General features: G+C 40.9%; 23 protein-coding genes. 19 read left to right on the forward strand and 4 right to left on the reverse strand.

Translation table 11 applies throughout. From position 1 onward, the window contains the following. The first annotated feature begins 35 nt into the window (after positions 1-35). Entirely contained in the window at positions 36-1232 is a 1197-nt protein-coding gene (locus tag RM368_RS17560; protein ID WP_322695243.1) for a HAMP domain-containing sensor histidine kinase, read from the forward strand. 95 nt (positions 1233-1327) lie between these two features. Here RM368_RS17560 and RM368_RS17565 read toward each other — a convergent pair whose 3' ends face one another. Further along, positions 1328-3598 (reverse strand): bifunctional (p)ppGpp synthetase/guanosine-3',5'-bis(diphosphate) 3'-pyrophosphohydrolase, encoded by a 2271-nt coding sequence (locus RM368_RS17565; RefSeq protein ID WP_322695244.1) that lies wholly within the window; start codon positions 3596-3598, stop codon positions 1328-1330. 294 nt (positions 3599-3892) lie between these two features. Here RM368_RS17565 and patD point away from each other — a divergent pair, with 294 nt between their 5' ends. Continuing rightward, a complete protein-coding gene (patD, locus tag RM368_RS17570; RefSeq protein ID WP_322673602.1) occupies positions 3893-4246 on the forward strand; it encodes a heterocyst frequency control protein PatD in 354 nt (117 codons plus the stop codon). A 129-nt stretch (positions 4247-4375) separates the two neighbouring features. Here patD and RM368_RS17575 read toward each other — a convergent pair whose 3' ends face one another. After that, positions 4376-4972, reverse strand: a complete 597-nt coding sequence (locus RM368_RS17575; RefSeq protein WP_322695245.1) for a TetR/AcrR family transcriptional regulator — start codon at positions 4970-4972, stop codon at positions 4376-4378. 276 nt (positions 4973-5248) lie between these two features. On the opposite strand from RM368_RS17575, the gene RM368_RS17580 reads away from it, so the two are divergent. The 12 genes from RM368_RS17580 to RM368_RS17635 all read left to right on the forward strand — a co-directional run bounded on the left by RM368_RS17580 (position 5249) and on the right by RM368_RS17635 (position 17009). Continuing rightward, on the forward strand, positions 5249-6838 hold the full coding sequence (locus RM368_RS17580) for a DHA2 family efflux MFS transporter permease subunit (protein ID WP_322695246.1): 1590 nt from the start codon (positions 5249-5251) through the stop codon (positions 6836-6838). A gap of 615 nt (positions 6839-7453) precedes the next feature. Further along, positions 7454-8179 (forward strand): phosphoadenosine phosphosulfate reductase, encoded by a 726-nt coding sequence (gene cysH / locus RM368_RS17585; protein WP_322695247.1) that lies wholly within the window; start codon positions 7454-7456, stop codon positions 8177-8179. 122 nt (positions 8180-8301) lie between these two features. Beyond that, a complete protein-coding gene (locus RM368_RS17590) occupies positions 8302-9555 on the forward strand; it encodes an exonuclease SbcCD subunit D (RefSeq protein WP_322695248.1) in 1254 nt (417 codons plus the stop codon). Positions 9556-9707: 152 nt separating this feature from the next. Then, complete coding sequence (locus RM368_RS17595; RefSeq protein ID WP_322695249.1) at positions 9708-10337, forward strand: restriction endonuclease subunit R; 630 nt, start codon at positions 9708-9710, stop codon at positions 10335-10337. 151 nt (positions 10338-10488) lie between these two features. After that, complete coding sequence (locus RM368_RS17600) at positions 10489-10764, forward strand: hypothetical protein (RefSeq protein WP_322695250.1); 276 nt, start codon at positions 10489-10491, stop codon at positions 10762-10764. 11 nt (positions 10765-10775) lie between these two features. Continuing rightward, positions 10776-11168, forward strand: a complete 393-nt coding sequence (locus RM368_RS17605) for a type II toxin-antitoxin system VapC family toxin (protein WP_322695251.1) — start codon at positions 10776-10778, stop codon at positions 11166-11168. A gap of 331 nt (positions 11169-11499) precedes the next feature. Then, positions 11500-12657 (forward strand): sulfate ABC transporter substrate-binding protein, encoded by a 1158-nt coding sequence (locus RM368_RS17610; RefSeq protein WP_322695252.1) that lies wholly within the window; start codon positions 11500-11502, stop codon positions 12655-12657. 85 nt (positions 12658-12742) lie between these two features. Continuing rightward, a complete protein-coding gene (locus tag RM368_RS17615) occupies positions 12743-13744 on the forward strand; it encodes a PstS family phosphate ABC transporter substrate-binding protein (RefSeq protein ID WP_322695253.1) in 1002 nt (333 codons plus the stop codon). A gap of 49 nt (positions 13745-13793) precedes the next feature. Then, positions 13794-14735: a phosphate ABC transporter permease subunit PstC gene (gene pstC / locus RM368_RS17620; RefSeq protein WP_322695254.1), complete on the forward strand. Its 942-nt coding sequence runs from the start codon at positions 13794-13796 to the stop codon at positions 14733-14735. 6 nt (positions 14736-14741) lie between these two features. Next, positions 14742-15641: a phosphate ABC transporter permease PstA gene (gene pstA / locus RM368_RS17625; RefSeq protein ID WP_322695255.1), complete on the forward strand. Its 900-nt coding sequence runs from the start codon at positions 14742-14744 to the stop codon at positions 15639-15641. Between the two features lie 51 nt (positions 15642-15692). Continuing rightward, a complete protein-coding gene (gene pstB, locus RM368_RS17630) occupies positions 15693-16520 on the forward strand; it encodes a phosphate ABC transporter ATP-binding protein PstB (RefSeq protein ID WP_322695256.1) in 828 nt (275 codons plus the stop codon). A gap of 285 nt (positions 16521-16805) precedes the next feature. Then, complete coding sequence (locus tag RM368_RS17635; RefSeq protein ID WP_322695257.1) at positions 16806-17009, forward strand: hypothetical protein; 204 nt, start codon at positions 16806-16808, stop codon at positions 17007-17009. Between the two features lie 33 nt (positions 17010-17042). Here the strand turns inward: RM368_RS17635 and RM368_RS17640 are convergent, their stop codons facing one another. Beyond that, positions 17043-17513, reverse strand: a complete 471-nt coding sequence (locus RM368_RS17640; protein WP_322695258.1) for a pentapeptide repeat-containing protein — start codon at positions 17511-17513, stop codon at positions 17043-17045. A gap of 245 nt (positions 17514-17758) precedes the next feature. Between RM368_RS17640 and RM368_RS17645 the strand changes: the two genes are divergently transcribed. Continuing rightward, positions 17759-18184 (forward strand): hypothetical protein, encoded by a 426-nt coding sequence (locus tag RM368_RS17645; RefSeq protein WP_322695259.1) that lies wholly within the window; start codon positions 17759-17761, stop codon positions 18182-18184. A gap of 138 nt (positions 18185-18322) precedes the next feature. Continuing rightward, complete coding sequence (locus RM368_RS17650) at positions 18323-20449, forward strand: single-stranded-DNA-specific exonuclease RecJ (protein ID WP_322695260.1); 2127 nt, start codon at positions 18323-18325, stop codon at positions 20447-20449. Positions 20450-20527: 78 nt separating this feature from the next. Here the strand turns inward: RM368_RS17650 and psb30 are convergent, their stop codons facing one another. Next, positions 20528-20671, reverse strand: coding sequence for a photosystem II reaction center protein Ycf12/Psb30 (gene psb30, locus RM368_RS17655; protein ID WP_069068686.1), 144 nt, complete (start codon positions 20669-20671; stop codon positions 20528-20530). 228 nt (positions 20672-20899) lie between these two features. Between psb30 and RM368_RS17660 the strand changes: the two genes are divergently transcribed. The 3 genes from RM368_RS17660 to RM368_RS17670 all read left to right on the forward strand — a co-directional run bounded on the left by RM368_RS17660 (position 20900) and on the right by RM368_RS17670 (position 22158). Then, complete coding sequence (locus RM368_RS17660) at positions 20900-21250, forward strand: YkgJ family cysteine cluster protein (protein ID WP_322695261.1); 351 nt, start codon at positions 20900-20902, stop codon at positions 21248-21250. 100 nt (positions 21251-21350) lie between these two features. After that, positions 21351-21779, forward strand: coding sequence for a TMEM165/GDT1 family protein (locus RM368_RS17665; protein WP_322695262.1), 429 nt, complete (start codon positions 21351-21353; stop codon positions 21777-21779). Between the two features lie 76 nt (positions 21780-21855). Continuing rightward, positions 21856-22158 carry a TMEM165/GDT1 family protein gene (locus tag RM368_RS17670; protein ID WP_099100177.1) on the forward strand — a complete coding sequence of 101 codons (303 nt, stop codon included), beginning with the start codon at positions 21856-21858 and terminating at the stop codon, positions 22156-22158. Positions 22159-22239: the final 81 nt, after the last annotated feature.

Here is a 22239-nt window from a genome sequence, read left to right on the forward strand (position 1 = left end):
TGGGATAGGCTTCGCTGTGTTTAGTTGAGCAAAAGATGGATTTTAGTCAGACTCTAATTGCAAAAAGTGATGCCATTCTCGATCGATGGGTAGAAGCAGTTTACCAAGATGAACAAATTGAAGCTACTCAAGAACTTACTTTCAACGCTGTACGGGATAGCTTACCCCGCGTTTTGACAGCATTAGCAACAGTACTTTCTGAATCTGCAACAAGCGATTTGCAGACAGTAGTAGATGCAAGTTTGGAACACGGTACACTCCGCGCCCAACAGGGATTTGAACCAGAGGAAATTGCGCGAGAGTATCGTTTACTCAGGTTTGTGATTTTTTCCTTTTTAGAAGAAGATTTATTACAGGGATCTGCACAAGAGGTGCTAAGGGCTGTTCGCCTGATTGATACAGTAATTGATGAAGCGATCGCTCGTTGTTTTAACAGTTATACTCAAGGACGATTACAAGAGCTTAAACAACTCCAAAGTCAGTTGCGGTTGACTAACCAAGAACTAACTCGTTTGGTTCGCGCTAGTAAAGATAGTCTCTCTCATTTGGCTCATGAACTGAAAACGCCCCTGACTTCAATCATCGGTTACGCAGACTTATTTCTGCGCCAGCAGCGTCAACAATCAGAACTCAAAGACACCTATACAAATCTTGAAAGTATCGAGCGAGTTCTCAAAAGTGGTAGACTTCTTGTCCGGTTAATTAACGATACTCTGGAAATTTCGCGTTACGATGCCGGACAGATGAAATTGCAGCCGACTCTAACCGATGTCCGTAGTTTAATCAACTCTATTTTAGAGATGATTGAGCCATTAGCGCGTGCGAAAGAATTATCCTTGGTTGTTGAATGCGATCGCGCTCCAAGTCAGGTTATCACAGATCCTCTTCGGCTTCAGCAAATTCTGACAAATCTGCTGAGTAACGCAATTCGCTACACCGAATCTGGTTCAATTCATTTGGAGTGTTGGACGGTATCTCAACAACAGTGGGCTATCTCTGTTACTGATACTGGTATTGGTATTTCTTTAGATGCTCAAGCACAAATCTTCAATCCTTATTTTCGGGAAGTAACTGCTCCCCAAGTGCAAAGTTCTGATGGTACAGGATTAGGTTTAGCAATAGTCTCTCGATTGGTTCAGTTAATGGATGGTGAAATTAAAGTAGATTCACAACTAGGAAAAGGATCTACATTTACAGTAATTTTTCCATTAGAAACCATCGCTCAGGTATGATTGTCGCTTTGCCATAACTCCAAACTTAAAACTTGGGAGGAAATCGCAACTAAAATTGGTGCGTTACACTGCGTTAACGCACCCTACAGGTGTATTTACTCGTCAATTTGACCAACGCGGCGGATATTCAAAATGTCGCTCATTTTCTTAATTTGGACGAACACTTGCTCTAGCTGCGGGCGATCGCGTATATCTATTCCTAAGTCGATCAATGCAGGTTGACCAGCAGAGGTTTTCACCTGAGCATGACGGACATTAATTCCTTGGTCACTCAACCGTGACAAAATATCCTTTAGTACCCCTACACGGTCAAGAGCTTCAATTTGAACATCCACTGGGTAGGTATGCGGACGACCACTATTTTCAGCGGCTGGGTTCCATCTAACTGGTACTAAACGCTCATATTCCACAGTCTCTAGATTATTGCAGCCTTGGCGATGAATTGAAATCCCCCTACCTCGCGTTACCACACCAATAATTGGTTCGCCAGGAATCGGGGTACAACACCCAGCTAAATAATATACCAAACCTTCTACCCCAATAATTGGCGAATCACTGGATCGTGAGGTAGTTGGAGGTGCATCTCGCAAAGCTTTTGATGTCGCTGGTTCTCTGGGGATAAATGGTGACACAGTAGCAGCTGTTTGTTGTCCCTTTGCTACTTCTCGCCAGCGATTTAGCACTAGGTTCAACGTAATTTCTCCGTAACCTAAACCGGCAAGTAAATCTTCTACGCTGTGATAGTTACACTTTTCGGCGACAATCTGCATCGCATCCGACTTCAGCAGACTATCAAAACCAGTTTTACCCAGTTCCTTTTCTAACAGTTCCCGTCCACGGGCGACATTTTCTTCCCGGCGCGATCGCTTGTACCATTGTTTTATCCGATATTTCGCTGCCGAAGTTCTGACAAAGTTCAACCAATCTAAACTCGGATGGCAGTTCTTTTGGGTGAGAACTTCTACAATATCGCCATTGTGCAGCCGCGTTGACAATGGCACCATTCGCCCATTCACCCGCGCCCCTGAACAGTGGTTTCCGACTTCTGTATGAATGCGATAAGCAAAATCTACAGTGGTAGCACCGGGACTTAAAGGCACAACATCCCCCTTAGGGGTGAAGACATAGACATCATCTTCAAATAAATTATCTTTGACGCTATCAAGATATTCTTGGGCATCCTTAAGATCGGTTTGCCATTCTAGCAGTTGCCGCAGCCAAGTAAACTTGTCATCTGTCGCTGTCAAATGGCTAATGCTAGAACCACCTGTTTCTTTATACTTCCAATGAGCGGCAATCCCATACTCGGCGATATGATGCATTTCGATTGTCCGAATTTGCACTTCTAAAGGACGGCCGGTTAATCCAATCACCCCAGTATGCAACGACTGGTAACGGTTAGGTTTTGGCAGTCCAATGTAGTCTTTAAATCTCCCAGGAATTGGGCGAAAAGCATCATGAACCACCGCCAACGCCCGATAGCATTCTTCATTGGTTTGAACAATTATTCGCAGCGCTGCCAAATCGTAAATTTCATGAAATTCCTTTTGCTGGCGGTGCATTTTTTGATAAATGCTATAAAGGTGCTTGGGGCGACCGCTGATCTCCTGAAAGTGGATTCCGGCTTGCTGCAAACGCTCTTGCAACATCTTCGTAGCTCTAGCCAATTTCTCTTCTCGCGCCGTGCGTTTTTCAGAAACATGCTCTTGCATTTGGCGGTAAGCTTCCGGTTCCAAATACTTAAAAGCCAAATCTTCCAGTTCCCATTTAATTCGCCAAATCCCCAAGCGATTGGCTAAGGGTGCGAATATATCTCGCGTTTCCTGGGCACTGCGGCGGCGGCTGGCCTCTGACATATATTGTAAAGTTCGCATATTATGCAAACGATCTGCTAATTTCACCACAATTACCCGAATATCTTGCGCCATTGCCAAAAACATCCGCCGGAAGTTTTCGGCTTGGCTTTCGGTTTTGCTGGTGAAATTGATTTTAGAAAGCTTGGTGACACCTTCGACCAATTGCCGCACTTCTGGGCCAAAGCGTTCTTCTATTTCTTGACTTGTAACTTCTGTATCTTCAACGACATCATGGAGAAATCCAGCTGCTATCATAGCAGCACTGCCTCCCAAGTCACGCAGCAATTCAGCCACAGCAATGGGATGAGCAATGTATGGTTCTCCCGATTTGCGGTATTGACCTTCATGCAGTTGGTAAGCAAATTCAAATGCTCGACCAATTAAGACGGCATCATTATGTCTTCGGTCATCTTCTGCTGCACCGCTAGTTGTCGATGACTCCTTCAAACATTTTTTTAACCATTCGGGAATGGCAAGGTCAACTGATGAATTTATCGCTATACTGCTCATACAATTTGGGTTTGAATGGATCGGTAGATAAGTGAATGATAAATAAAACTAGCAGCATCGCCCTGATAAAGATGCTGTTGCCCAAAGACGGGTAAAAAAAGCAGTGTAAGGACGATTCTCCAATTGCCAGTGGTAGTCATCCAGTTTGAATTTCAAGGATCGTTAAAGAAAATCCATTGATGGCAAATAAAGCCCCAAATTACGATTTGAGGCTTTTAGTGCTGATAAGTCTTTAAGAAAGTTTATTGTAGAAGAAAAATTACTTGACATTAATACTATCTTAACTAGCACTGGATGTCTTTAAACCGTGAGAAATATCTGGCATTCGTAACTTTGTTAGAGCAATTACGCTCCGATGCCACAACTACCCAAATCGCTGCGCCAGAACTGCGGCAGCGTGTAGCCACGTTGCAGCAATTTTTCGGGCAGCAGATTGTGCCTTTGGCTGATGAAAACTGGCGAGTGCAGTCTTATCAAACGGAGATGAGCAAGCAATTGCGCCTGTTGGAAATAGATGTGATGTTTTTGCAAGGAGCGCGGCAAGCATCTACTGTACAAACGAGACTTCAAACGATTAGCGATCGCTTGACAACTCTCATTCAATACTGTGATGCCATTCTGCAACCAGAAGCGGAAGGAGAAAAATAACAATTGTTCACCTTTTTCTCTAATTTCTCCATCATCTCATTTATGACCGATGATGAAAAGTTATTTTGCTAACAAGTTGTCATTTGTCATTGGGCATTGGTTATTCCGTCTCCCTCGTCTCCCAATGCCCTATGCCCCATTCCCAATACCTTTGAGGAGAAGATTCATGGTGCGGCGCATGTATGCTTCTACTGGCTCGGTTGTGGGTTTGAAGATTAGTGCATAGTATAGTGAACCGCTTACAAGGTCGATAATTAAGTCTACGTCTGCGTCCTTGTGAATTTCGCCTCTGGACTTGGCACGTTTAAGTATTTTAGAAAAGGCTTCACGTCTGAGTTTTGTATATTTTGTCCAATAGACCTCGGCAAATTGAGGATTGCTAGACGCTGTACTAACAATCAGCGCAAGTGTCTGACGACCAAGGGGACTATCTATTTTTTTGGCGGCATTCTTAATCAGGATATCCATGTCTCCCCAAAAGCTGCCGGTATCGGGGATCGCTAAATCATCTCTGAGACTTTCGATCGCGTCTGCAACTAGTTCTTCTTTGGAAGTATAACGCCGATAAATGGTTGTTTTACCAACTCCAGCACGAGAAGCGATCGCTTCTATACTCATGCTTTCATATCCTACCTCTGCAAGCAGATCCAAAGTTGCTTGCAGAATCGCTTGGTCGGCGTAGATGCTGCGTGGGCGTCCAGAGGTGCTGTTGATTTGCTTACTCATAAAAATATCATCCCCAAGCAATATCTTTTTGGTCATTTACTCCACTGTTGGGCATAGAACATCGCTTCTGGGAAACAAATAAGCTTTATAACCCAATTCTCACGCACTAAAACAGCAGCAATGACCATCCATCTTTAGCATAGGTATTTCTGCGACTTTTCAGAAAAAACTCTCTTGACCGTTTTTTTATGATACGCTACCGTAGCGTATATATACAATACTTAATTTTAGCTAAGGCATTGCTCGACATCTCCCAAATATTATTTGTGCTAAATAATGGCTATCAACATTAAAGGTTCTAGTTTTGACCAATTTGGTTATGTCCACGGCCCATTGAAGTGGGCGATCGCATTTACGGCTTCTCTTGGTGCAATATTAGAAGTAATTGATACTAGTATTGTTAACGTTGCTCTCACTGATATCCAAGCTACTTTGGGCGCAACTGTCAGTGAAGTGGGTTGGGTAGTTAGCGGATATGCGATCGCTAACGTCGTCTTAATTCCCTTATCTGCATGGTTGGGAGATTACTTTGGGCGTAAAACCTACTTTATCTTCTCGCTAGTTGGTTTTACGATTTCCTCTATTTTATGTGGGCTGTCCTTCAATCTACCGATGTTGATTGCGGCTCGAATTCTCCAAGGTTTATGCGGTGGCGGATTGCTAGCGAAAGCTCAAGCGATTTTGTTCGAGACTTTTCCCCCAGCTGAACAAGGTTTGGCCCAAGCAGTTTTTGGCGTGGGTGTAATTGCTGGGCCAGCAATTGGCCCAACATTAGGAGGATTTTTAGTAGATGGTTTAGGCTGGCGCTGGATTTTCTTTGTCAACATTCCCTTTGGGATCGTTGCAGTCCTGATGTCTTTGGCGTTTTTGCCAAAAAATAAGGAAAAGAGCGATACAAAGAACCAAGCTGTTGATTGGTGGGGAATTGGCTTTTTAATCGTGGCTGTGGGTAGCATACAAACTGTATTAGAAGAAGGGGAAACAGACGATTGGTTTTCCTCTAGTTTCATCGTTTCTCTGACTATCCTCGGTATTATCGGCTTGGGGTTGTTTATTTGGCGAGAACTGAAAACAGATCACCCGGCTGTGGATTTGAGAGTTTTGCGCCACCGTTCTTTAGCTGCGGGAAGCGTTCTTTCAGCAGTGGTGGGTATGGGGCTTTATGGCGCACTCTTTGCTGTGCCGATATTTGCTCAGAGTGTGCTGCAATTTACGGCAACACAAACAGGACTATTATTAGCACCTGGGGCTTTAGCGTCTGCCATCGGGATGGTTTTATTAGGCAAGCTAACTAGTATAGTTGATGCCCGATTTTTAATTGCGATCGGCGCTGTCGGTTCATCTGGAGTTATGTTTCAATTGGCAGCAATTACTCCACAAAGCGGCACAGACGATTTATTTTGGCCATTGGTATGGCGCGGAGCTTTTACTGTATTTATGTTTCTCCCTTTGAGTTTGGCAGTTTTAGGCCCGCTACCCAAAAAAGATATTTCTGCTGGTTCTGGTTTCTACAACCTGACTCGACAACTAGGTGGTAGTATTGGCATTGCCCTACTTACTACTCTGCTTGACCAAAGACAGACTTTTCATCGAGCTATCCTATTAGCAAAACTTAGCCCTTATGACCCAGAAACCAATCAACGTCTTGACTTGCTCAATGGGGCACTTCAAAGCCAAGGTATGGATGCGGCAACAGCACAACAACAAGCACTAGCTTTATTGAGTCAAACAGTAGATATTCAAGCTGCTGTTTTGTCTTACGCAGATTGCTTTCGAGTCGTAGGCATAGGATTTCTTTGCTCATTACCTTTATTATTATTCCTGGGTAAAGGCGGTGCAGGAGTGAAAGCGCCAGTCGGGCACTAGGTTAAAGGAAATAAGGAAATAGCGATCGCATCCCTATTCTAAATTTTCTGAGTGCAAAACTACGTAATAACACGGCTTCTGGATTATTTTCTGCCGAAAGTGATAGCAGAAAATTAATACACACCGATCGATCTGGATGAAAAAAGTAAAAGTCCCACTCAGTTTTGAGCGGGACTATATGAAGTCTTATTTCTAAAATGAGAAATCTTAAATCTTAGAAAAAGTTCATGATTGTAATAACCCCAACGCTGGTTAACATCATTAAAGCGCCCATAATTATAGACTGACCTAATGGATTGCTGAATTTTGCGTTGTTCATTTTAAGTAAAATCCCTTTTATTAATAGTTCCTTAACCATATCAAAATCAGTATAAATATCTATAAAACTAATGCAAAACTTAAATTACCGTAAAGTTTCTTAATAAAAACTATAATAACCACTTTTGTATAATTTATATCAAGTAAATAGCGTAGTTATTTTCTTGTCCCATTCCCCATTTTCAAAATGTAGTAATTTCCACCCAAAATAATTACCTTATCTCCGAGCGGAATACGTGTCTTGATGCAGTAAGATCGATATTAATCAAGGTAGAAATATTTGAATAGAAGATTATCATGACAGTCTCCACGGCATCTAGAAACCAAGCGATCGCTTTTGACTTAGAAAAATTAAATGAGCAATTTGAAACTGCCAGTCCCAAAGACATACTGGCATGGTCTATAGAGAATATCCCAACGGGACTGGTGCAAACAAGCGCCTTTAACGTGGATGACATGATAATTACCCATATTCTTTACAGCGAACTGAAGCATCCCGTTCCTGTGATCTTTCTCGACACTTTGCACCACTTCCCTGAAAGCCTAGAATTAGTTGCCAAAGCCAAACAAATCTACAACCTGGATTTGCAAACTTTCAAAACTCCAGATGTAGACACCCGCGAAGCCTTTGAAACCAAATATGGCGACAAACTCTGGGACAAAGACATTGCCCAATTCCACAATATTACAAAAATTGAACCATTATTACGGGGTTTAGACGAACTCAACAGCGTTGCTTGGATTACTGGACGCCGCCGCGACCAAGCAGTAACCCGTGCAAATATGCCCATATTTGAATTTGATAATAAAGGTCGGCTGAAAGTAAATCCCATCGCTACTTGGACACGTCAAGACAGCTGGGTTTATGTGGCTGAACATGGAGTCATCTACAACCCCCTTCACGACCAAGGTTATCCCAGCATCGGCGACCAACCCATCACCACCAAAGTAGGTGAAGGCGAAGACGAACGCGCCGGACGTTGGCGGGGAAGTGATAAAACAGAATGTGGAATTCATATTTAGTCATTGGTCATTTGTCATTAGTCATTAGTCAAAAATGACAAAGGACAAACGGTTAAGGACTCATTTAGTCATTTGTAATTAGTATTAGACAAAGGACAAATGACTAAGAACAAAGGACAAATATGATTAAAATCCTCCATCTCTCCGATATCCACATGGGAAGCGGCTTTTCCCACGGACGAATTAATCCAGAAACGGGATTAAATACACGGTTGGAGGATTTTGTCAATACTCTATCTATATGTATTGACCGAGCGCTGACAGATGCCGTTGATATGGTGATATTTGGTGGCGATGCTTTCCCGGATGCCACACCACCGCCTTATGTACAACAAGCGTTTGCTAGCCAATTTCGCCGTCTGATGGATGCTAATATTCCGACAGTGCTGTTGGTAGGCAACCACGACCAACATTCCCAAGGACAGGGAGGAGCGAGTTTAAATATTTACCGCACTTTGGGAGTGCCAGGGTTTGTAGTTGGTGATACATTAACTACGCACTGTATCGAAACCCGTAATGGCAAAGTGCAAGTAATCACCCTGCCTTGGCTGACTCGTTCGACTTTGATGACTCGCCAAGAGACTGAAGGTTTATCTTTAGCGGAAGTCAACCAACTATTAACGGAACGTCTGCGAGTTGTTTTAGAAGGGGAAGTTCGCCGTCTTGACCCAGATGTACCTACTATCCTTTTGGCTCACTTGATGGCTGACAATGCTAGCTTGGGTGCAGAAAGATTTTTAGCGGTGGGTAAAGGCTTTACTCTGCCCTTATCTTTGCTGACGCGACCTTGTTTTGATTATGTAGCATTGGGACACGTCCACCGCCACCAAAATCTGAATAAATCTAACAACCCGCCGGTGATTTATCCAGGGAGTATTGAGCGGGTAGATTTTAGTGAAGAAAAAGAAGACAAAGGCTATGTGATGATAGAACTGGAGCGGGGAAGCGTTGAGTGGGAATTTTGCCCTTTAACAGTTCGGACTTTCCGCACCATTGAAGTTGATGTCTCAAAAGCAGACGATCCGCAAGCGGTGTTAATGAAAGCGATCGCCAAGTATGATATTCAAGATGCTGTAGTGCGGCTAATTTACAAACTCCGCTCTGAACAGATGGATTTAATTGACAGTTCTTCTTTACATACTGCTTTAAGTCTCGCTCATACCTACACTATTCAAGCAGAATTAGTGAGTCAATTAGCCAGACCCCGAATTCCTGAATTGAGTGCGAGTAGCAGCATCGACCCAATGGAAGCGTTGAAAACTTACTTGAACAATCGCGAAGACCTTAAAGATATCGCAACTTCAATGATGGATGCAGCACAAAAGTTGCTAGCAGATGAAGTGGAAGTTTGGCTGGAAGCAGCAACTAATGAGTAGGATAAAATAATTCGTAATTCGTAATTCGTAATTCGTAATTCGTAATTAACAATTTTTATAGAATAACGAACTCCTCTAGACGCAAAGGGCACGGAGAAATCAGAGTTATAGAGGTATTTTGTGTAAGCCCTATTTTCCACTCTCCAAAATATATGACGCAAACAATCCCAGCAAAGACCATCGACTTACGTTATTTAATTGATAACTTTGGTATTGAGTTAGTTTTGGATGGCTCATTATTTTGGGAATGGCAAGAAGATTTACCAGAAATTAATGATTTAGATAAACAACTTTTAGATAAGGTAAAAACGGGTTATTTTAATCTTCTTAATTACCCACCTTTACTAGAAGATGTAGTTAGAATGGCAGTTGTAGACCCATTGCTTTTTATTGGAGATTTTTATCTAGCGACCTTTTATGTAAAATCAGAAGAATCTATAGATATTGCTGTGCCAGATGAAGATGTAATTATCAAAAGTAGAATAGATACCTTAGTTTTAAAAGAGCAGTTTTGGCTAATGATTATTGAGTCTAAAAGAGCTTCGTTTTCAGTCGAACAAGGACTCGCACAAATTCTTGCTTATCTGTTAGGAAATCGGAATAATGAGCAACCTAGTTTTGGTATGATTGCTACGGGAAGCGAGTTTATTTTTGTTAAATTAGTGAAAGGAAATCCACCACGTTATGCTTTATCAAAGGGTTTTTTGATGCGTAACCCTGGAAATGAATTGTACGACGTGCTACGTATATTGAAACGCCTGACTCAATTGGTGGGTACTTAAATCTTATCGCCCGATTATATATTCTCACAATAGGGGCGATGTCTGGCGACCAATAGCTACGCGTCTACGCTACATCAGTTAATCAGTTAAGATTAAGTAATGAGAAAATATCTAAGATTTGAATAGTAAAGATTACAGGAGTAAGCAGATAATGCAAATTAGAGGAATCAAACGTGGCCAAACTATTGAATTATTAGAGCAAATTCACAATATTCCTGATGGGGCAGAAATAATCGTTAATCTAGAACTACCTGCTACTGAACCTGTAGTAGCAAAACTACACTTAACAGATGAACAGAAACTAACAAAATTGAATCAATTATTTGGAATTTGGCAAGATCAAACAGAGTTGATAGATATTTTTGCTGAAATTAACCAGCAGCGTCATGCTTACCAAGGAAGGGTAATAAACTCAATAGATAAATAGAATAAAGACTAATGTATCTCTTAGATACTAACATTTGTATTGCACTGCTTAACGGTAATTCCAAAGTAATACCTGTATTCAATCGCTATTTCAGCCAATGCTATCTATCTACAATAGTAGTTTCAGAACTTTACAAAGGTGTTTACTGTTCTAAACAAGTTGAAAAAAATTTAGAAACACTAGCACAACTAACTGAACTATTACCTATTGAGCCATTTGATATAGATGCTGCCAGACAATTTGGTAAAATCCAAAGTGAATTGAGGCAAATTGGTAGACCAACAGGAGAAGTGGATGCACTAATTGCTGCTGTTGTCCGTTCTCGTAATGATATTTTGGTTACAAACAATATCAAAGATTTTGAAAATATACCTAATTTGCAATTAGAGAACTGGTTAGAGTAGCAAAAAAGCTGTATAAGTATTTCTACAAGTAAGCGATCGCCTGATTATATATTCTCACAATAGAGGCGATCGCTCTTTCAATATTTTTTTGTATTAATAATCACATCTTTTCAGCAAATATTATGTATGCAATCAGATTGTTTTGCTATCCAGCAAAAAAACTGTCTTCTGAAATGCCTTGGTAAATCAGATTTATTTGCTACTTTTGATCGTTAATTGCTCATTGAGTAAAAAAAATTTAATTCAAATGATAAATATTATTCTATATACCCTATAATTCTCCTAATCACGGTATGCATGTAGAAATACCGTAGATTTAGGGGTGATTCTAATGAGCAAGTCGCAACAACCGACACAGTTAAGTAAATTTCTAAGCGAAGGGATACAGGCTTATGTCATGAAAGCTTTGCAGAGTCTACAACTCCGGTATCAACACGCAATTAAAAGTTGGTTGAATGGACGCAGTGTACAAAGCTTTGTGAGTCTGTTTTTAACAAGTATTTTTTTGAGTATAGCAGTTGCCTCCTGTTCTGGAAGCAGTTCAGCTAGCAAAAATGATGTTAAGCTAAAACTTGTATCTTTCTCTGTCACCAAAGCCGCTCATGACCAGATAATTCCCAAATTTATCGAAAAGTGGAAGCAAGAACACAACCAGAACGTTACATTTGAGCAAAGTTATGGGGGTTCTGGCGCTCAAGCGGCTGCTGTCATTAACGGTTCGCAAGAAGCAGATATAGTACATTTGGCACTTCCCCCGGATGTCAGCAAAATTCAACAAGCAGGTTTGATTAAATCAGGTTGGGAAACCGAAGCTCCGAGAAATGGTATTGTTAGTAAATCGGTTGCTGCGATCGTCACCCGTGAAGGCAATCCTAAAGGTATCAATACTTGGGCAGACTTAGCAAAAGATGGCGTGAAAGTGATTGCCGCTAACCCAAAAACTTCTGGTATTGCTATCTGGGAATTCTTAGCTTTTTGGGGTTCGGTGAGTCTAACAGGTGGTGATGAAGCCACAGCGTTAGATTATGTCACCAAAGTTTATAAGAATACCCCGACTTTAACGAAAGATGCCCGTGAGGCTAGCAATTTATTCTTCCAAAAAGGTGAGGGAGATGTTTTAATTAACTACGAAAATGAGGTAATTTTGGCAGGACAAAATGGGACGAAGTTGCCTTATGTTGTACCTCAAGTCAATATTTCTATTGATAATCCTGTGGCGGTAGTTGATAAAAACGTCGATAAACACAGTACAAGAGAAGTTGCACAAGCATTTGTTGATTTTCTTTACTCAACAGAAGCTCAACGGGAATTTGCCAAATTACAATATCGTCCTGTTAATCCCACCGTTAGCCAAGAAGTAGCATCACCACATCCGCCAATTAAAACTTTATTCACATCTCAAGATTTAGGTGGCTGGGATATTATTCAGAAAAAGTTTTTTGGAGATGGAGCAATTTTTGACAAAGTGCAAGCTGCAAACAAAGCATGATATGTATTTTTTAATGCAGCATTCTTTATTTGCAGATAGCCAAGCATAAGCAATTCACAGTCATTTTACTTAAATTAATAATTTTATGAGCTTTTGTAGCCGATTTAAGGATAGCTTTTTCCTAACATCTTTAATGCTTATTGCCAGCAGTATCAGTGCTTGTAACGGCGGGCAAGAATTGAAAAGTCAAGTGAGTATTGATGGTGCAGCTGTAGGCTTTCCGATTTCTTTAGCAGTTGCAGAAGAATACGGTAAAGTTAAGTCTGAAGCTCAAGTTAGCGTTGCCTCAAGTGGTACTGGTGGTGGTTTCAGTAAATTTTGTAATGGCGATATTGATATAGCTGGTGCTTCTCGCACCATTAGAGATGAAGAAATCAAAAAATGTAAAAGTAAGAATATTCAATTTGTCGAGTTGCCTATAGCTTTAGATGGCATCGCCGTGATTGCCAACCGTAAAAATAACTTTGCCAAATGTCTAACTATTAATGAACTAGGTAAGATTTGGGGCGGCAAATCAGACGGCAAAATATTGACATGGAATCAAGTTAATCCCAAGTTTCCTAACGAAAAGCTGAAGCTATATGCTCCATCTTCTGATACGGGAACATTCGATTATATGACTCAAGCTGTGACTGGCAAAGCCAAGAATGGCCGTACAGACTACACTGCCACTCAAAATCAAAACCTTCTCGTACAAGGAGTGTCAGGTGATGTAACAGCCTTGGGTTATGTTGGCATATCTTACTACATTCAAAATCAAGAAAAACTGAATCTAGTTGCTGTAGAAAGTCTTACTGGAAAGTGTGAAAAACCAGTTCCAGTGGATAATGTAATTAAAAATATCTATACACCTTTGTCTCGTCCTCTGTTCATCTATGTCAGCAAAAAATCTTTAGATACAAAGCCAGCAGTCAAAGAATTTGTAGATTTTTATCTAGAAAATTCTTGGAAGTGGGTAGATAGTGTAGGTTATGTAGCATTACCTGATGAAGCTTACCTCAAAGTCAAACAAAAATTTGCTACTGGTGAAACTGGGACAAAGTTTAAAAAAGCAAAACCAGGTGAACCGATCACAAACTTTATTTAAATAAAGTCTCAAGCATAGTAGTTTAATTTTAGTGAGAAGTTAATTGTTTATGCAAAATACTAATTCTCAAGATGGTCTTTATCTACAATCCAGACAGTCACTAGATAAAAATCCATCTGAAGATATATCTGAAAAGATTGTTGCGGTAATTTTATTTGCTTGTGCTTTAGTTTCGGTTTTGACTACTTTTGGTATTGTTGTAATTATTTTTCAGGAGACATTCAGTTTTTTCCAAGAAGTTTCCTTTGCCAAATTCTTTCTTGATACTAAATGGACACCTCTATTTGCAGAGAAACATTTTGGCATTTGGCCCTTAATTAATGGCACTTTTTTAACTACAGCTATTGCAATGGCGGTTGCTATTCCTCTAGGTTTGTCTTCTGCGATTTATTTAAGTGAGTATGCTCAACCCAAAGTAGCAGCTATTTTACGTCCAGCAGTGGAACTTTTGGCAGGAGTACCTACAGTAGTATATGGTTACTTTGCCCTGTTGTTCATAACACCATTACTGCGAAATGTTATCCCTCTGGAAATATTCAACGCTATGAGTGCGGGATTAATGATGGGGATAATGATTACTCCTACCGTTGGTTCTATCAGCTTAGATGCCATCCGAGCAGTTCCACGTTCTTTGCGAGAAGGATCTTATGCTTTAGGTATCACTAAACTGGAAACCATTTTTAAAGTAGTTCTACCAGCCGCACTTTCTGGAATCATCGCCTCGATTATTTTGGGTATTTCTCGAGCTGTGGGTGAAACAATGACTGTCCTTATCGCCGCCGGACAGCAACCAAGACTAACTATCAACTTTGCAGAATCAGTAGAAACAATGACAGCCTACATGGCACAAATCTCTGGTGGAGATAGTCCGCGCGGTAGCCTTAATTTCAAAACATTATATGCTGTAGGTGCTGTTTTATTTCTACTTACCCTTGCTTTGAATATTGTGAGTTTCTGGATTGCTAATCGCTTTAAAGAAAAATACGACTAAATAGATATGGCTACAAGTTATCAACAAGATGATTCTCTCGATTCTGCGGCAGAATTTACCGATAATGTTGAAAGTAGAGAGACATTAGGTAAAGTATTTGAAGTACTTTTTTTGTTAGGATTGCTGATTGGTTTATTTGTCCTAGCGTTGCTACTTTTTGATATTTTGAAAGACGGATTAGGCAGATTTTTATCACCCGGCTTTCTCACAGAAACTCCTTCTCGTTTTCCTGACCAAGGTGGCATCCGCCCTGCAATTATCAGCAGCATTCTTTTAGGGTTGGTTGTGATTTTAGTTACTGTCCCTATTGGTGTCGGAGCAGCTTTATATCTAGAAGAGTATGCACCTAAAGCTTGGTGGACAGCGATTATTGAAATTAATATCAGTAATTTGGCGGGTGTACCTTCTATCGTTTATGGATTGCTGGGTTTAGGGGTTTTCAATTATTTGCTTGGGTTTGGCCCCGCTTTGATTTCCGGTGCATTGACTTTATCTTTGTTGTCTTTACCAGTAATTATTGTGACGGCTAGAGAAGCAATTCGCTCTGTTCCAGATTCTCTGAGAAATGCTTCTTACGGATTAGGTGTCACAAAATGGCGAACTATTAGCAATCATGTCATACCTTATGCTGTTCCCGGTATTCTGACAGGGGTGATTATCTCTGTATCGCGCGCTATAGGTGATGCAGCTTCTCTGATTGTTGTCGGTGCTGTGGGTTTTCTCACCTTTAACCCTGGTTTGTTTCAAAGATTTATGGCATTACCCATTCAAATTTACAGTTATATAACTCGTCCTGAACCGGGTTTTGCTAGTGCAGCAGCAGCCACAATTATTGCGTTGTTAATCTTGATTTTAGCTTTAAATGGTGTTGCAATTTATATTCGACAACGCTTCTCAATAAATTAGGTAATTAAATATCTAATTTGGATAGATTCACAGATATTGGAGTTCAACCAAATGACTTATAGCAATAGTAGAAGTAAATCAGATAGTGCCACAATCGACCAAGATAATGGTGTATTCAATGTTGAAGGTGTAAAGGTCTATTACGGTGGATTTCTAGCACTTTTAGATGTCTATATAAAGATTCCTGATAAACAAATTATTGCTTTTATTGGGCCTTCAGGATGTGGTAAAAGTACCTTACTGCGTTGCTTCAATCGGATGAATGATTTAATCCCTGGAGCTAAAGTTGAGGGTAGACTGAATTATCGCGATCGCAATATTTACGATCCTAAGATCAATTCTGTAAAATTACGCCGCCAAGTGGGAATGGTTTTTCAAAGACCGAATCCTTTCCCCAAGTCAATATACGAAAATATTTCCTTTGGGCCGCGGGCTAACGGTTACAAAGGTAACATTGATGAATTGGTGGAAGATTCTCTCAGACGCGCTGCTATTTGGGATGAAGTCAAAGATAAACTCAAAGAGAAGGGAACTGCATTATCTGGCGGACAACAACAACGACTTTGTATTGCGCGTGCGATCGCTATGAAGCCTGATGTATTATTAATGGATGAACCATGTTCTGCTCTCGACCCAATTTCTAGCCGCCAAGTAGAAGAACTCTGCTTAGAACTTAAGGAGCAATACACCATCATCATGGTGACACATAATATGCAGCAAGCTTCTAGAGTGGCAGATTACACGGCTTTCTTCAATACAGAAATTGACGAGCATGGCAAACGTCGTGGCAAATTAGTTGAGTTTAATCCTACAGCTCAAATGTTCAGTTCTCCTCAAACCAAAGAAGCTGAAGATTATATCAGTGGACGCTTTGGCTAAAGAGGCATCACAGTAGAAGGGGAAAGGTAAAAGTCAAGTTCAGTTGTGAAAGACTGTTATCAAAACTTTTCCCTTTCATCTAAATCTAGTCAACTCAATGTCCCCTTAATAAATACTTCTATCTATTGGAATTTATACAACTGTATATCAATACTTGCAAAGGAGCTATTCCTTAGAAAAAGCTTCCCGAACTTTTGCAGCTTGCTATTTTCGCGCAAATTACCCCCGTACAAGCTGAGACTAAATAATATATACACACATCTAACCATAAATAAAAGGCATACAGTGGAAATTCAAGAATTAAAAGCATTGATTAAAGAAACTATGCGTGAAGTTCTGCAAGAAGAAAGACTTCGCCTCTGCCAAATTTTTATTCCTTACATAAGTGATGATGAGCAACGCGAACTTGAAGCCGAATTTGGTGTACCTTCAGATGATGCTAAGGATGAAGTAATCAATATGACCGATTGGGAAGGAGAGAGGTTTTGAGTCTTAATAACGATGAATAAACTAATAATTTATTTAAATAGTTCCATTGTAAATACTGCCATCTGGCATGATGGTTCTACAAAAAATAGAATCTTTAACCATCTCCTGAATAAACTCAATCTCAGCACCAGTCAAGTCAGCATCAGTCAAATTTGCACCCCGCATGACAACGTTTCGCAGACAAGCGTTAGTTAAGTTGGCATCGGTCAAATCAGCACCATCAAGGTTAGCGTATCTGAGATCAGCACTAGTCAGATCAGCCCCTCGCAAGTTGGTGTTTCGCAAACAAGTTTGTCCCAACTGAGCGCCTTTGAGGTTAGCTTCACTCAGATTGCTCCCCTCCATAAAAATCTCGCCAACGGACGAGTTACTTAAATTGATTCCGCTCAAATTGGCTCGATACAATTCATCAGATCCCTCAATGTTAATGAAGGAGAAATCTCTCTCCCCTGCCGCATAAAGTTGCAACAACTCTTCAACATCGATACTTCTACTAATAGCCATGATGTCTCTTCAGATGTAGGGAGTTTTTCAGAAATCAAATACTAGTCCTATAACAGAATTATTTTTACAGTCGATATTGATTCCAAAGACATCGAAGTTTACACCATTTGTGCGACAGGAGATGTTTATAAAAAATAATTAGTAATTTAATAACTGGGAATTAGCAAAGTAATTCTGGAAAATACACTGAGGCTTGAAAATCCTAAACAAAGTAGTATTTAAATCAAGTACTTATACTATGTATTATGTTTAAGCCTCTGTCATTTGCTTTAGTTGCAACTACTATTCTAGTTGCATCAATCAATAATCCCAATGCTACCTTAGCTCGAACTTGTGCCTCTAAGTGTGGGTCGCACCCAATTCAGTTTACTCCTGGGCAACATATCCGAGTTGAAGTTGTAAATAGCACACCTAATCTGATTAAAATTCAAAAACCCTCCGGGACTGATGCAATATCCTTGAGTCCAGGGCAGAAATTAAATTTAGGACAAATAGAAGGTACTGAGCCAAATACATCTCTGATATTTTGGAGCGAAAAGGGTTTATCACTGCAAGCAATTGTCTCGAAACTTAACTTTGGCACATTGCGGCTAGAACTCCGTCCGACTTGGCGCTCTCCTGGCGATCGCTCGTTATATATTATGGATGATGGTAAGATAAACGTGTTTTAGATAGCAAATTAATGTTATGAGTTATGAGTTAAGAAACAACTTTCAATTAAAAACAGACGCGATTAATCGCGTCTCTACTCCTAACTCTTGTACAGACGCGATTAATCGCGTCTCTACTCCTAACTCCTAATTTGTATTGTGCTAGACCAAGCTGTATCTGAACTATCAAAGCCTCGCAGGCGCTTACCCGATCAGCGCTGGCAAATTTATCCACAAAAACCAGAATTTGCCCAAAATCTGGCGATTTTGACAAATATTTCACCCATTATCAGCCAGTTATTGATTAATCGGGGGATCGAAACACCAGAACAGGTACAAGCATTTTTAAATCCAGAGTCTTTAATCTTACCTTCGCCGTTAGAAGATTTCCCAGATTTGGCGATAAGTTTGGAATTGTTGGAAAATGCGATCGCTTCTCAAACAAAAATTGCTATTTGTGGTGATTACGATGCTGATGGAATGACCAGCACTGCTCTACTTTTGCGTAGTCTTCGCACTTTAGGCGCACAAGTAGATTATGCTATCCCCAGCCGGATGCACGAAGGTTACGGTATTAATAAACGCATAGTTGAAGAATTTCACAGTGAAGGTGTGGGATTAATTCTGACTGTAGATAATGGTATCTCTGCGTTTGAACCAGTTGCTAGAGCTAGAGAACTTGGTTTAGCAGTGATTATCACCGATCATCATGATATCCCCCAAAAATTACCGCCAGCTAACGCTATCCTCAACCCTAAATTGATAGCAGAATCCTCGCCTTATCGGGGTGTTGCTGGTGTTGGTGTTGCTTACATTTTGGCAGTTTCTCTAGCACAACAGCTAGGCCAGGCTAAGGGCTTGATCCAGCCGATGCTAGCACTGTTTACACTGGGAACGATCGCAGATTTAGCCCCTTTAACTGGTGTAAATCGCCGTTGGGTAAAACGTGGTTTACAACATTTACCCAAATCCCACTTACCTGGAATCCAAGCGTTAATTCAGGTGGGTGGCGTGCAGGCCAGGGGAGATGAAAAAGCAGGGGGAGATGGGAAGAAAGAATTTAATATTCCTAACTCCTTACTCCTCACTCCTAACTCCTCAAATCCCAAATCGCTCAAGCCTGAAGATATTGGGTTTCGCTTGGGGCCGCGAATTAATGCTATTGGTCGGATTGGTAATCCCCAGACTGTGATTGAATTGCTGACTACAGATGATATGGGGGTGGCGCTGGAAAGAGCAATGCAATGCGAACAAGTCAATGCCTCTCGCCAGGAGATGTGTCAGCAAATTGAACAAGAAGCGATCGCTTATGTAGAGACGCAACAAATTCCGTCTCTACATAAAGATCGTGTATTAATTGTTGTTCAACCCAATTGGCATCACGGCGTTATTGGTATCGTCGCCTCTCGTTTGGTAGAACGCTACGGGGTTCCTGTATTTATTGGGACTTATGAGGATGAGGGACATATACGCGGTTCTGCACGCTCAATTCCAGAGTTTCATGTATTTGAAGCTTTGGAATATTGTCACGATTTACTGGGCAAATTTGGCGGACACAAAGCAGCCGGGGGATTCTCTCTACCAGCAGAGAATTTACAGATGTTGCGATCGCGTTTGATTGAGTTTGCTAATCAGTGTCTTGAACCCCAGCATCTCAAGCCTCTGCTGAAAATTGATGCCGAAGTCAACCTCAATCACATCAATCAACAGCTTTATCAACAGCTTAATGCTCTACATCCCTGCGGTATGGACAACCCCGATCCAGTTTTCTGGACACCTAATGTTCAAGTGGTTGAGCAAAAAATTGTTGGTAAGGGTCACATCAAACTGACAGTTGCCCAAACTGTTGAGAATCAGGAATATAGAATTAAAGCGATCGCTTGGCGTTGGGGCGACTATTTCCACCTCCCATCGCGAGTGGATATCGCTTATAAATTGCGAGAAAATTACTTTAACGGTAACACTAGCATTGAGCTAGAGTTGATAGGAGTCAGACTGCCAATTCCGATTCAACAATTTTTTGCTTCGCCACCTATCCAGTCAAGCACCACATTTGAATACAACCAGCGACAATATACTTGTGGTTTCTATAAAAACGGTATTGAAGCAGAATTAAGAATTAGAAATTCTGAAGGTAAAGTCTTAGTTATCCAGCCAGGACATATAATTGGTTTGCTGGGCACTAATCGTCAAAACGCTAAAGAAGTTAATATTTCTCAACCACAGTATGACAATATTATCCAAGCTGCCCTTCAGGCGTTATCAGTACTGAGTGCTGAGTTATGAGTTATGAGTTATGAATTCTTAATTAACTTCTCACTCCTAACTCTTAACTGTTAACTCCTTAGTCAGCACTCAGCACTCTTATAGGTTGCCGTTGCGAAATGCCAGCACAAAAATTACTGCTGGGCCAGCAATCACGATGAGCGCCACGGACAACAATTGGAAAATAACTTCCCAATTGATACTGGTAAAAGCGTTAAACAAGTCAGACACAGCGTCAAACATTTTTCCTTTTCTCCTGCCAATAGTCTTAAAAAATTCAATAACTTAAATTAGAAAACCCGAAATCGATCATATATGGCTATGGACTGTTAGATTTAATTTACTTAACAAAATTATAAGAAAAGATATAAAAACGTAAAATAAGGGCATTGGGATTAAGGGAGAGGTGACAGGAAATAATCTGTACCCTATTCCCTGTCCCCTATTCCCTTCTTCAATCCCTAATCCAAAATGTCAACTTGGCAATGTGTAAAGCAATGTGGAGCCTGTTGTAATCTCGATCCAGCAGAGCGTCCAGACTTGGAAGAGTACCTCTCTCCACCAGAACTAGAACTCTACCTCAGCATGGTAGGCGAAGGGGGATGGTGCGTTAATTTCGACCATACCACGCGAGAATGTCGCATCTACCCCAATCGTCCGCGTTTCTGCCGTGTGGAATCAGAAGTGTTTCAAGATATGTATGGGATTGAACCAGAAGAAGTTAACGATTTTGCTATTGACTGCTGTCGCCAGCAAATAGAAGGAGTTTATGGCGATCGCAGTTTAGAAATACTACGCTTCGACCAAGCTGTTGGCCTTTGACATCCAACCCTGCTTTTTTTGTGTGAGATTGCAATTTATGACAAAAATCTGAGAAAATGATAGAAATATGAAAACACCCTAGCAACCAAAACTACTGCTTGTGAAACTTGATTCTGCACCTTTGGAGATTTCTGGCATATCTCACACTGAGATCGAGCTAGAACTGGAAGACAGCAATGATTTTAACTTAACTCCTGCGATCGCTCCGGTTCGGCCTGTAATTGCCGATAGTCCTCAAAAGCAGCAATCAGCGCTAGTAGTTTTTGGTACGACTTTTGTAACCATTTTTCTAGCAGAAATTGGAGATAAAACTCAGCTATCCACTTTGTTAATGAGCGCACAATCTCATTCGCCGTGGGTGGTATTTATCGGCTCGGCGGCAGCCCTAATAACCACCAGCTTATTAGGTGTACTTTTAGGTAGTTGGATAGCCAGCCGACTCAGCCCAAAAACTGTAGAAAAATCAGCCGGCGTGATGTTATTGGTAATTTCTCTAATGCTATTTTGGGATGTATTTACTAGTCATTAGTTAGTAGAGACGCGATTAATCGCGTCTCTACAAGATCGTTGGTCATTAGTAAAATACCCTACTTTCCCTTAATTATATGGATTGGCATCTTTTAGGACTGAGCTTTATTACGGTTTTTTTATCAGAATTGGGTGACAAAAGTCAGCTAGCAGCGATCGCACTTTCAGGACGTTCTAATTCTCCACGTGCAGTATTTTTCGGTGCAGCAGGCGCATTGCTGTTGACAAGCCTGTTGGGATCGTTAGCAGGGGGTGCAGTAGCCGAATTATTACCTACACGGGTTTTAAAAGCGATCGCGGCTGTAGGATTTGCCATTCTTGCTGCACGTCTGCTGTTATTTAACAATGAACCATCGGCAGATTCTGAACAAACACCTTGAACAAGAATTCAGAATTCAGAATCCAGGAATCAGAATTAGTCTTTGTGGGCGATTGGAACGCGTCAAGGTTTTAAACCAATC

The sequence above is a fragment of the Nostoc sp. DedSLP03 genome (assembly GCF_034530815.1).
In the GTDB taxonomy this organism is placed as follows: Bacteria; Cyanobacteriota; Cyanobacteriia; order Cyanobacteriales; family Nostocaceae; genus Nostoc.